The following is a 12,366-nucleotide window of genomic DNA, read 5'->3' on the forward strand; positions in this document are numbered from 1 at the left end:
TGCCCGACGCGGACGACCGTTTGCGGGCCGTGCGCGACGCCGGCTTCGTCGATCCCGACGCGGCGCGGTGGGCGTACGACCACGCGCAGGCCGCCGGTCGCGGCACGCCGGTGTTCGGCGGCGCGGTGGCCCGCTACATGCCGCTGAAGGCGCCGATGCGCGTGCGCGGCGTGCTCGCGCTGCACGCCGGCGCGCAGCCGCTTCCGACTGACCCCGACGACCGGCGTCTGCTCGACGCGCTGTGCTCGTCGGTCGCGATGGCGCTGGAGCGCGTGCATTACGTCGACGTCGCGCAGCACACCGTCGTGAAGATGGAAGGCGAGCGGTTGCGCAACGCGCTGCTCTCCGCGGTATCGCACGACCTGAAGACGCCGCTGACCGCGATCCGCGGGCTCGCGGAAACGCTCGAACGGCCTGAGCGGCTCGCGGCCGGACAACCGGCCGGGCTGGCCCGCGCGATTCGCGACCAGGCCGAGGCGTTGCATCGTCTCGTGATGAACCTGCTCGATCTCGCGCGGATGCAGAGCGAAGGCGTGCGGCTGAACCGCGAGTGGCACATGCTCGACGAGATCGTCGGCAGTGCGCTCGCGCATTCCGCGTGCATGCTGGCCGGCCGCGACGTGAAGGCGGACCTGCCGGCCGACCTGCCGCTGATCGACGTCGATGCGCTGCTGATCGAGCGCGTGCTGATGAACCTGCTCGACAACGCCGCGAAATATGCGGGCGTCGATGCGTCGGTGTCGGTTCGCGCGCGCGTGTTCGGCGAAACGATCTACGTGTTCGTCGAGGACGACGGGCCGGGGTTCGTTGCGCGGGATACCGAACTGCTGTTCGCGCCGTTCGAGCGCGAACGAAAGGAATCGTCGATCGCCGGCGTGGGGCTCGGGCTCGCGCTGTGCCGGAGCATCGTCAATGCACACGGCGGCTCGATCCGCGCGGTGCCGCTCGAGCCGCACGGCGCGCGGTTCGAGATTCGCTTGCCGTTGGGCGCGCCGCCCGACATCGAACACGAGAGTCGCACATGATCAGACCACGCGTGCTTGTCGTCGAGGACGAAGCGGACATCCGTCGCTTCGTCAGGATGGCGCTGGAACAGGAGGGGATGGACGCGTGCGACGCGTCGTCGGTCAGGGAGGCGCGGATGTATGCGGCGAGCAGCAAGCCCGACCTCGTGATCGTCGACCTCGGGCTGCCCGACGACGACGGCAAGTCGTTCATCCGCGAACTGCGCGGCTGGTCGACGGTGCCGGTGATCGTGCTGTCCGCGCGGCAGCAGGAAGTGGAAAAGGTCGCGGCGCTCGATGCGGGCGCGGACGATTACCTCGCGAAGCCGTTCGGCGTGCCCGAGCTGCTTGCGCGTGCCCGCGCGCAGCTGCGTCGCGCGGCGTTCGTGTCGACCGACGGGCAGTCGTCGTCGATCGTGCGATTCGGCGACGTGGTCGTCGATCTGGGCAAGCACGAAGTCTTTCGCGGCGGCGAGCCCGTACACCTGACGCGGCTCGAGTTCCGCCTGCTCGGCGCGCTGATTCGCGGCCGCGGCGGCGTGATCGCCGCGCGGCAATTGCTGGCGGAGGTGTGGGGCATTCACGACGCGGACCGCGCGCACTATGTGCGGGTGTACATGACGAACCTGCGGCAGAAGCTCGAGCAGGTGCCGGCGACGCCCCGGCATCTGCTCACCGAATTGCAGTTCGGCTATCGGCTGGTGGGGCTCGAAGTGGTCGGCACGGCGCGCGGCGACGGTGGCGCGGGCGCCGAAACGCCGGCAGAATCGGGGTCGTTTCGCGGCGTCTAGACAACTTCCGAACCGCCGCGTGCGGGTCGCGCTCGGCGCGAGCCACTCCGGGTTTAGCAGAATGTAATCTTAGGTAATTGAAATATAAGGAAATTTCGTTCAGGAAAACAATCCGCCAGACAATTAGAGATAAACACGGATTGCTGACAACGTGCGGAAAACGGCAAAGTTGTATGTACAACTTGGGCGTTCTCTTCATACGAGGGTTCGCCAGTTGGACGGGTTCGCGGCGTTACGACGCTGTGCCGGCAGTGCGGGCGTCGCCCGCCCCGGCGGCGAGCCCGGTGCCCGGTTCGCCATTGAAGGAACACCATGAAGAAACTCGCGCTCAGTATTGCTCTCGCATGCATCGCGGTCGGTGCCCATGCCAAGGATTGGTCGACGATCCGTTTCGGCGTCGACGCCAGCTATCCGCCTTTCGAATCGAAAGACACCAGCGGCAAGGTGGTCGGTTTCGATGTCGATCTTGGCAATGAGATCTGCCATCGCCTGAACGCGAAGTGCGTGTGGATCGAGAACGATTTCGACGGGATGATCCCGGCGCTGAAGGCGAAGAAGTTCGACGGCGTGCTGTCGTCGATGTCGATGACGCCGGCGCGTGCCGAGCAGATCGCGTTCTCCGACAAGCTGTTCAACACGCCGACCCGCCTCGTCGTGAAGAAGGGCTCGGCGGTGCTGCCGACGGCCGATGCGCTGAAGGGCAAGTCGGTCGGCGTCGAGCAGGGCACGATCCAGGAAACCTACGCGAAGACTTACTGGGCGCCGAAGGGTGTGCAGGTCGTGCCGTATCAGAACCAGGACGGCGTGTACCAGGACCTGAGCTCCGGCCGTCTCGACGCTGCGTTGCAGGATGCGGTGCAGGCCGACATCGGCTTCCTGAAGACGGCGCGCGGCACGGGCTTCCAGTTCGCGGGCGATGCCATCGACGATCCGAAGACGCTCGGCAACGGCGCGGGCATCGGCCTGCGCAAGGACGACGCCGACCTGAAGGCGAAGATCGACCACGCGATTGCCGACATGCTGAAGGACGGCACGTACAAGAAGCTCGAGCAGAAGTACTTCACGTTCGACGTCTACGGCGGCTGACCGTCATGCGGCGCGCCCGGCTCCGGCCGCGCGCGCCGCGCGCCTTTCTGCGCCTTTCTGGATACGCTCACATGTTCCTCCATGGATTTGGCCCGCTGCTGTGGGCCGGTACGGTCGAGACCGTGAAGCTCGCGGTGCTGTCGCTTGCCGCGTCGCTCGTGCTGGGGCTCGCCGGCGCAGCCGCGAAGCTGTCGACGAACCGCGCGTTTGCCGCAGTCGGCACCTTCTACACGACGCTGATCCGCGCGGTGCCTGACCTCGTGCTGATGCTGCTGCTGTTCTACGGGATGCAGATCCTGCTGAACAACGTGACCGACATGCTCGGCTGGGACCAGATCGACATCGACCCGTTCGTGGCCGGCGTCGTGACGCTCGGCTTCATCTACGGCGCGTATTTCACCGAGACGTTCCGCGGTGCGTTCCTGTCGGTGCCGCGCGGCCAGCTCGAAGCCGGCTTCGCATACGGGATGGGCGGCTGGCGCGTGTTCCGCCGCATCCTGTTCCCGCAGATGATGCGCTTCGCGCTGCCGGGCATCGGCAACAACTGGCAGGTGCTCGTGAAGGCCACCGCGCTCGTGTCGATCATCGGGCTCGCGGATGTCGTGAAGGCGTCGCAGGATGCGGGCAAGAGCACGCTGAACTTCTTTTTCTTCACGCTTGCGGCAGGCGCGATCTACCTCGCGATCACGACGGTGTCGAACGTCGTGCTGCACCACCTCGAGAAGCGTTATTCGGTCGGCGTCCGGAGGCTTGCACTGTGATCGAGATCATCAGCCAGTACTGGCAGAACTACCTTTACACCGACGGCTACCGCTTCAGCGGGCTCGCGATCACGCTGTGGCTGCTCGTCGTGTCGATCGCGCTCGGTTTCGCGCTCGCGGTGCCGCTCGCGATCGCGCGCGCGTCGAGCAACCGCTGGGTGTCGGGGCCCGTGTGGCTCTATACGTATGTGTTCCGCGGCACGCCGCTCTACGTGCAGCTGCTGATGTGCTACACGGGCATCTACAGCCTGCAGGTCGTGCATGAGCACGTGCTGCTCGACACGTTCTTCCGCAACGCGATGAACTGCACGCTGCTCGCGTTCGTGCTGAACGAATGCGCGTATGCGACGGAGATCTTCGCGGGCGCGATCAAGTCGACTGCGGCGGGCGAGATCGAGGCGGGCCTGGCCTACGGGATGTCGCGCTTCAAGCTCTATACGCGGATCATCCTGCCGTCCGCGCTGCGCCGCTCGCTGCCGAGCTACAGCAACGAAGTGATCCTGATGCTGCACGCGACGACGCTCGCGTTCACCGCGACCGTGCCGGACGTCCTGAAGGTCACGCGCGACGTGAACTCGGCGACCTACATGTCGTTCCAGGCATACGGTATCGCGGCCGTGCTGTACGCGGCGGTCGTGTTCGCGCTGATCTGGGGATTCCGCAAGCTCGAGTCGCGCTGGCTCGCGTACCTGTCGCCCCGCAGCCATTAATGCATTCACGCGTTCACGTATTCACGCATTCACGTATCCGCGCATTCGAAAGGAAGCACAAGCATGTACAAGCTCATCGTTGAGGATCTGCACAAGAAGTTCGGCGACAACGAGGTGTTGAAGGGCGTCTCGATGAAGGCGAAGGCCGGCGACGTGATCAGCATCATCGGCTCGAGCGGCTCGGGCAAGAGCACGTTTCTTCGGTGCATCAACTTTCTCGAGCAGCCGTGCTCGGGGCAGATCACGATCGGCAGCGAGGCGATCCAGACCGCGCGCGACAAGAACGGATCGCTGCGCGTTGCCGACCAGAAGCAGCTGCAGCGGATGCGCACGAAGCTCGCGATGGTGTTCCAGCATTTCAACCTGTGGGCGCACATGACGGTGCTGGAGAACGTGATCGAGGCGCCGATGGCCGTGCTCGGGCTCGGCAAGGACGAGGCCGTGTCGCGCGCGCGCAAGTATCTCGAGAAGGTCGGGCTGCCGGCGCGGGTCGAAGGGATGTATCCGTCGCATCTGTCGGGCGGGCAGCAGCAGCGGGTGGCGATTGCACGCGCGCTCGCGATGGAGCCCGAGGTGATGCTGTTCGACGAGCCGACGTCGGCGCTCGATCCGGAGCTTGTTGGCGAGGTGCTGAAGGTGATGCAGGCGCTGGCCGAGGAAGGCCGGACGATGGTCGTCGTCACGCATGAGATGGGCTTCGCGCGGAACGTGTCGAATCACGTGATCTTCCTGCATCAGGGGAAGATCGAGGAGCAAGGGCATCCGCAGGAGATTCTCGTCACGCCGAAGAGCGAGCGGTTGGGGCAGTTTTTGTCGGGGCGGTTGAAGTAATGACGTGGGGCGTTGCTCGCAGTGCAAGCGCCGCGGCGACAGGACATCAAGCGCGGGTGCGACGTGGCCTTGCTTCAAGTTGCGGGTGGCCCTATACTCACCGGGTAAGCGCTGGGGACCAACCACTTGTCGCGCTCTCGTTCACACGACAGACTTCAAGTGCCCAGACGCCAAAGAAAGGAAAGGCCGCCTCGTGCGGCCTTTTGTTTTTCCGGCGTCATCCAATTCACACTCGCCCGAGTTCGCGAATGCTCCATCGAACCGCGCATCGACGCTGCCGATTGCCGCGCTATAATTCGCGCATGAAACTGCTTCGGACCATCCTCCTCTTGCTGCTTTGCGCGGTGCTGCCCATCAGCGGGCTGGCTGCGAGCGGCTTGACGGGCGAGTGCCCGATGCAGCACACGATGTCCATGGAGGACGGCGCGGGAATGTCCGCCGACATGGCGGGCTGCGATTCGATGAAATCGACATCCGTGGACAAGGCGAAAGCCAAGGGCGTGTTCTGCAAGGCCACCGCCCAATGCCAGTTCGGCAGCCTCTACCATCCTGCCGCCAGCGCAGAACTCAGCCGCCCGGCCGCGTTCGCGAGCCCGGTCGTGTTCCATTACGCCCAGTCCCTTTCGGTCCGTGAGCCGAACGGGTTGTGGCGACCTCCGCGCGCCATCTAATCCCGATCCGACAGGTTCACCGCACGCGCGGTGAGGTTCGTCCTATGCCAGGACGTGGAGTCCGTTTGCGACTCCGCCGTTGGGGTTAGATCATGTCATTCCATTTCGGCACGCCGCCAGGTCGGCGTGCCCGTTGGCGCGCGCGCATGCTTTGTGCCGCGCTGCTTGTCGCGGGCATCGCGCATGCCCAGCAAGCACCATCATCGTTACCTTTCACGCTCGACGCCGCGCTGCAGTCGGCGACTGACCGTTCCGCGTCGATGGCCGCGGCACAGGCGTCCGTGCGCGCCAGTGCCGAGGCAGCCGTCAAGGCCGGCCAGTTGCCGGACCCGATGCTCAAGGCCGGCATCGACAATCTGCCGATTGACGGCCCGCAGCGTTTCACCGTCGGTCAGGATTTCATGACGATGCGCCGCATCGGCATCGAGCAGGAGTGGGTGTCCGGGGAAAAGCGGCGGCTGCGTTCCGCGCTCGCGAGCGAGAAGATCGGCCGCGAGCGCGCCGGCTATCTGACGCAGTTCGCGAATGTTCGCCAGCAAACCGCACTGGCCTGGCTGAATGCGGTCTACGCGAAACAGGCCCTCGCGCTGCAACAGGCGCTGCTCGACCACATGAATCACGAGCTGGCCGCGACGCAGGCGTCGTATCGCGGGGCGAGGGCGAGCGCGGCCGACGTCGTGCAGGCGCAAGCGATGCTTGCGCAGACGCGGGACCAGGTGCTGAACGCGCAGCAGAACTATCAGACCGCGCTGATCGGCTTGTCCCGATGGACGACGGTTCCCGTGACCGACGTGACCGGCCAGCCGCCCGCGCCTGAATCGTTCGTATCGTCGCTTCCGCCGGACGCGCTGCGCGTGTCGCAGCCGGCACTCGTCGCCGCAGCGGACGACATCGCAGTCGCCGAAGCCGACACCGCGGTCGCCAGTAGCGAGCGCAGCCCGAACTGGACGTGGGAGATCGCGTACCAGCAGCGCGGCGGCGCGTATTCGAACATGGTGTCCGTGGGCGTGACGATCCCGTTGCCGCTCGATCGCAAGAACCGTCAGAACCGCGATGTCGCCGAGAAGGCCGAACTGGCCACCAAGGCGCGCCTCACTTACGAAGACACGCTGCAGCAAGTCCAGGCCGACATCCGGATGCAATCCGTGACGCTCGCCAGCGGCCGCGAACGCATCGCGAACCTGAGCGGCGCGTTGCTGCCGGCCGCCGACCAGCGCGTGCAACTCGCGAATGCGGCCTACCGTGCCGGCACCGGCTCGCTTGCCGACGCGTTCGCCGCCCGGCGCGCGCAGCTGGACGCGCAGTTGCAGGTGCTCGATCTCAGGCGCGACGTGTCGCGGACCTGGGCCCAGCTCGAATACCAGGTCGTGCCGTCGACGATGGCCGCCGCTCAGTGACGGAGAACGCGATGAACAACAAACCACTGGCGCGTGCCGTGCTGACGGTGTTCGCCGGCGCAGCGCTGCTCGGCACAGGTTATGTCGCGGGCATCCGCCACACGTCGGGCCACGCGGTGACGGTTGCCACCGGCGTCGGCGCTTCGGGTGACAGGATCGACCCGAAGACGGGGCGAAAGGTGCTGTACTGGCACGACCCGATGGTGCCGAGCCAGCACTTCGACAAGCCGGGCAAGTCGCCTTTCATGAACATGCAGCTCGAACCCGTCTACGCGGATGACGGCACTGGTGCCACCGGTATCCGGATCGACCCCGGCATGCAGCAGGATCTCGGGATTCGATACGCGACCGTGCACCGGCAACAGACAGCCGGCGGATTCGATGCGGTGGGTACCACGCAGTTCGACGAGTCGCGCACGGATGTCGTGCAGTCGCGTGTCACCGGGTACATCGACCGGCTGTACGCGCGCGCGCCGATGCAAAAAATCGCGAAGGGCGCACCGATTGCGTCGCTGTTCGTGCCGGACTGGCTCGCGCCGCAAGAGGAATACCTCGCGCTCAAGCGCGGCGGGATGGACCTCAGCCTGCTCGATGCGTCGCGGGCGCGGATGCGCGCGCTGTCGATCCCCGATGGCGTGATCGCGAGCCTCGACCGGACCGGACACGCGCAGACGCACATCGTGCTGACGGCGCCGGAGACGGGCGTCGTCAGCGAACTGAACGTGCGGGACGGCGCGATGGTCGTGCCCGGACAGACCCTGGCGAAGATCTCCGGCCTGTCGACGCTGTGGCTTATCGTCGAGATTCCGGAGGCGCTTGCGCTGAGCGTGCAACCGGGGATGACGGTCGACGCGACGTTCGCGGGTGACGCGACCCGGCACGTCATGGGACGCCTCCGCGAAATCCTGCCGGGCATCAGCACCAGCAGCCGCACGCTGCAAGCGCGTGTGGAACTCGACAATGCAGCGTTGCAGCTGACGCCCGGGATGCTGATGCGCGTTCACGTCGCTGGCCGCAACTCGGTATCGCGCCTGCTCGTGCCGTCCGAAGCGGTCATCACCACCGGCAAGCGCTCGGTCGTCATCGTCAGGAACACTGACGGCCGTCTGCAGCCCGTCGAGGTTCGCACGGGCCAGGACGTCGGCAACGACACCGAAGTGCTCGGCGGACTGAACGAAGGCGATACGGTGATTGAGTCGGGGCAGTTCCTGATCGACTCCGAGGCCAGCCTGAAGGCGGTGCTGCCTCGGCTGGAGGGCGGCACCGGTGCAAGCGCGGCGAGCGCGACGTCCACCCCGGCCGCAGCCGCGCAATCCTACGAGACCACCGGCAAGGTCGAGAAGGTGACCGCCGTCGATATCACGTTGTCCCATCAGCCCGTTCCGGCGCTCGGCTGGGGCGCGATGACGATGGCATTCGGCAAGCCCGCGCCCGCCGCGTTTCCGGACGTGAAGCCTGGGCAGATGGTGCACTTCGTCTTCAGGCAAACGGATGACGGCTATCAGCTGACGAAGGTCGAGCCGATCGGAGGTGTGCAATGATCGCGCGACTCATTCGCTGGTCCATCCGCAACCGCTTGCTGGTGCTGCTCGCGACGATGCTGGTCACCGCATGGGGCGTCTACTCGCTGAAGGAAACGCCGCTCGACGCGCTGCCGGACCTGTCGGATACGCAGGTCATCGTCAAGGCGTCGTATCCGGGCCAGTCGCCGCAGGTCGTCGAAGACCAGGTGACATACCCGTTGACCACCACGTTGCTCGGCGTGCCGGGCGCGAAGACCATCCGCGCGTATTCGTCGTTCGGCGATGCGTTTGTCTACGTGCTGTTCGACGACAAGACCGACGCGTACTGGGCGCGCTCGCGCGTGCTCGAATACCTGAACCAGGTGCAAGGCCGCCTGCCGCAGGGCACGACGGTGTCGCTCGGGCCGGATGCGACCGGGGTCGGCTGGGTGTACGAGTACGCGCTGGTCGACAGGACTGGCCGTCACGATCTCGGCCAGTTGCGCGCGTTGAACGACTGGTTCCTGAAGTTCGAACTGAAATCGGTGCCGGACGTCTCCGAGGTGGCCAGCATCGGCGGCATGGTGCGCCAGTACCAGGTCGTGCTCGATCCGGACCGGCTGCGCGCGTACGGGATCACGCAGCCCGCGGTGCTCGACGCGCTCGGCAAGTCGAACCGGGCATCCGGCGGCTCGGTCGTCGAACTCGCCGAGTCGGAGTACATGGTGCGTGCGTCCGGCTATCTGCGCACGCTCGACGATTTCCGCAACGTCGTATTGCGCACGAACGATGCGGGCACGCCCGTGCTGCTCGGTGACGTCGCACGCATCCAGATCGGGCCGGAGATGCGGCGCGGCATCGCGGAGCTGAACGGTCAGGGCGAAGTCGCAGGCGGGGTTGTCGTGATGCGCTCGGGCAAGAACGCGCTGACGACCATCGACGCGGTCAAGGCGAAGCTCGCGGATCTCGCGCGGTCGTTGCCGCCGGGCGTCGAGGTGGTCACCACCTACGACCGTTCGCAGCTGATCGAGCGCGCGGTCGGCAACCTGAAGGACAAGCTCGTCGAGGAGTTCGTGATCGTCGGGATCGTCTGTGCGGTGTTCCTGTTCCACCTGCGCAGTGCGTTTGTCGCGATTCTGTCGTTGCCGCTCGGCGTGCTGGCCGCGTTCATCGTAATGCGCTACCAGGGCGTGAATGCGAACCTGATGTCGCTCGGCGGCATCGCGATCGCGATCGGCGCGATGATCGACGCGGCCATCGTGATGATCGAGAACGCGCACAAGCATCTGGAGGCGTTCGAGCATGCGCATCCGGATGCACGGATCACGGCGGCGCAGCGCTGGGAACTCATCGCGACTTCCGCTGCCGAGGTCGGACCCGCGCTGTTCTTCTCGCTGCTCATCATCACGCTGTCGTTCATTCCGGTGTTCTCGCTGGAAGGGCAGGAAGGCAAGCTGTTCGCGCCGCTCGCATTCACGAAGACCTATACGATCGCGGCGGCTGCCGGATTGTCGGTCACGCTCGTGCCCGTGCTGATGGGCTATCTGATTCGCGGCCGGATTCCGCACGAGCACGCGAATCCGATCAATCGCATGCTGATCCGGCTGTACCGGCCGCTGCTCGACGCAACGCTGCGCCGGCCGTGGGCGGCCATCGGTCTCGCCGTCGCCGCGCTGGCGCTGACCGTGGTGCCGATCAGCCGGCTCGGTGGCGAATTCATGCCGCCGCTCGACGAGGGCGACCTGCTGTACATGCCGACCGCGCTTCCCGGCATTTCAGCGGAGAAGGCGAGCGCGCTGCTGCAGCAGACCGACCGGCTCATCAAGACGGTACCTGAGGTCGCCACCGTGTTCGGCAAGTCGGGTCGGGCCGATACGGCGACTGACCCGGCGCCGCTCGAGATGTTCGAGACGACCATCCGGTTCAAGCCGCGCGATCAGTGGCGGCCGGGAATGACGCCCGAGAAACTGGTCGACGAGCTCGACAGGACGGTGAAGGTGCCGGGCCTGTCGAACGTCTGGGTGCCGCCGATCCGCAACCGTCTGGACATGTTGTCGACCGGCATCAAGACGCCGGTCGGCATCAAGATTTCCGGACCGGACCTGACGCAGATCGACCGGCTCGCGACCGACGTCGAAACGGCGGTGAAGCGCGTGCCGGGCGTGACGTCCGCGCTCGCGGAACGGCTGAACGGCGGCCGCTATATCGACGTCGACATCGACCGGCTCGCCGCGGCGCGCTACGGGCTTGCGGTTGCGGACCTCCAGTCGGTCGTGTCGTCGGCGGTGGGCGGCGAGAACGTCGGCGAAGTGATCGACGGTCGCGAACGCTTTCCGATCAATGTCCGCTATCCGCGCGAAATACGCGACTCGCTCGAGAAGCTGCGGCAGTTGCCGGTCGTCACGGATCGGGGCGCGCAGATCCGGCTCGGCGACGTCGCGCACATCGCGATTGCCGACGGGCCGCCGATGATCCGCAGCGAAAACGCGCGGCTGTCCGGTTACGTGTATGTCGATATCCGCAATACCGACCTGCAGTCGGCCGTCAACGCGATGCAGCAGGCCGTGGCCCGGCAGGTGCGGCTGCCGCCCGGCTATTCGATCGCGTGGTCGGGCCAGTTCGAGTACCTGGAGCGCGCGGCGGCGAAGCTGAGGATGGTGATTCCCGTGACGCTCGCCGTGATCTTCGTGTTGCTGTTCCTGACCTTCGATTCGGTCGCCGATGCGCTGCTGCTGATGTCGACCGTGCCGTTCGCGCTGGTCGGCGGCTTCTGGCTCATCTGGCTCCTGGGCCACGCGGTATCCGTCGCGACGGCGGTCGGGTTCATTGCGCTCGCCGGCGTGGCGGCCGAATTCGGCGTTGTGATGCTGCTGTATCTGAAGGACGCACTCGATCGCCGGCTCAAGGGCGGCTCGCCGCTGACCGAAGCGCTGCTGTTCGACGCGATTCGCGAAGGGGCCGTGCTGCGCGTGCGACCGAAGGCGATGACGGTGGCCGTCGTGCTGGCCGGCCTCGTTCCGATCATGGTCGGACACGGCGCCGGTTCGGAGGTCATGCAGCGCATCGCCGCGCCGATGGTCGGCGGGATGGTGACGGCGCCGCTGCTGTCGATGTTCGTCATCCCGGCCGCATGGTTCCTGCTGCAGCGCCGTCGTGCGAGACAGGCCGACGCTGCATGTTTTCCCGATGTCGTTTCCGCCGGCACGAGCGTGCCGGTTCAACCCACTGGAGAGATCCGATGAAGAAACCGTTTGCTGTATTCGTTACCGTCGCTTCCGTCTTTGCAATGCCGGCGTTCGCCGGCAACGACATGGCCGGTATGGACATGTCGTCGATGTCTTCCATGTCGTCGACGATGAAGGCATCGACGGCCCACGCACTGACCGATGCGGAAGTCAGGAAGATCGACCCGGCGACCGGCATGATCACGCTGAAGCACGGCGCGCTCGACAATGTCGGCATGCCGCCGATGACGATGGCGTTCAAGGCGAAGGACGCAGCGATGATCGCGCAGGTGAAGGAGGGCGACAAGGTCAGGGTGCGTGTCGAAAACGTCAACGGCACGATGACGATCGTGAAGCTCGAAAAGCGTTCCTGAGCGGGCGTCGATGGC

At 65.9% G+C, this 12,366-nt stretch carries 11 protein-coding genes; all 11 read left to right on the plus strand.

The window, feature by feature from the left end; translation table 11 throughout:
* On the plus strand, positions 1–1,025 hold a 1,025-nt coding region (locus G3N94_RS04400), incomplete at its 5' end, for an ATP-binding protein (RefSeq protein ID WP_205790880.1).
* A complete protein-coding gene (locus G3N94_RS04405; protein WP_205790881.1) occupies positions 1,022–1,795 on the plus strand; it encodes a response regulator in 774 nt (257 codons plus the stop codon). The genes G3N94_RS04400 and G3N94_RS04405, both read left to right, overlap by 4 nt.
* A gap of 312 nt (positions 1,796–2,107) precedes the next feature.
* The gene (locus G3N94_RS04410) at positions 2,108–2,881 is read left to right on the plus strand and encodes an ABC transporter substrate-binding protein (protein ID WP_205790882.1); all 774 of its coding nucleotides are present in this window, start codon (positions 2,108–2,110) and stop codon (positions 2,879–2,881) included.
* 71 nt (positions 2,882–2,952) lie between these two features.
* Complete coding sequence (locus G3N94_RS04415) at positions 2,953–3,642, plus strand: ABC transporter permease (protein WP_205790883.1); 690 nt, start codon at positions 2,953–2,955, stop codon at positions 3,640–3,642.
* The gene (locus tag G3N94_RS04420) at positions 3,639–4,352 is read left to right on the plus strand and encodes an ABC transporter permease (RefSeq protein ID WP_205790884.1); all 714 of its coding nucleotides are present in this window, start codon (positions 3,639–3,641) and stop codon (positions 4,350–4,352) included. Before G3N94_RS04415 ends, G3N94_RS04420 begins: the two co-directional genes overlap by 4 nt.
* Positions 4,353–4,415: 63 nt before the next feature.
* A complete protein-coding gene (locus tag G3N94_RS04425) occupies positions 4,416–5,183 on the plus strand; it encodes an ATP-binding cassette domain-containing protein (RefSeq protein ID WP_124603591.1) in 768 nt (255 codons plus the stop codon).
* 302 nt (positions 5,184–5,485) lie between these two features.
* Positions 5,486–5,854, plus strand: coding sequence for a hypothetical protein (locus tag G3N94_RS04430; RefSeq protein WP_205790986.1), 369 nt, complete (start codon positions 5,486–5,488; stop codon positions 5,852–5,854).
* A 92-nt stretch (positions 5,855–5,946) separates the two neighbouring features.
* Positions 5,947–7,251 carry a TolC family protein gene (locus G3N94_RS04435; RefSeq protein WP_205790885.1) on the plus strand — a complete coding sequence of 435 codons (1,305 nt, stop codon included), beginning with the start codon at positions 5,947–5,949 and terminating at the stop codon, positions 7,249–7,251.
* A gap of 11 nt (positions 7,252–7,262) precedes the next feature.
* Positions 7,263–8,792, plus strand: a complete 1,530-nt coding sequence (locus tag G3N94_RS04440; protein WP_205790886.1) for an efflux RND transporter periplasmic adaptor subunit — start codon at positions 7,263–7,265, stop codon at positions 8,790–8,792.
* Complete coding sequence (locus G3N94_RS04445) at positions 8,789–11,995, plus strand: efflux RND transporter permease subunit (protein WP_205790887.1); 3,207 nt, start codon at positions 8,789–8,791, stop codon at positions 11,993–11,995. The genes G3N94_RS04440 and G3N94_RS04445 overlap by 4 nt, the downstream gene beginning before the upstream one ends.
* The gene (locus G3N94_RS04450) at positions 11,992–12,351 is read left to right on the plus strand and encodes a copper-binding protein (protein ID WP_205790888.1); all 360 of its coding nucleotides are present in this window, start codon (positions 11,992–11,994) and stop codon (positions 12,349–12,351) included. Before G3N94_RS04445 ends, G3N94_RS04450 begins: the two co-directional genes overlap by 4 nt.
* Positions 12,352–12,366 lie beyond the last annotated feature (15 nt).

Origin of the sequence: Burkholderia sp. Ac-20353, from assembly GCF_017104785.1 — a bacterium.
Taxonomy (GTDB): domain Bacteria; phylum Pseudomonadota; class Gammaproteobacteria; order Burkholderiales; family Burkholderiaceae; genus Burkholderia.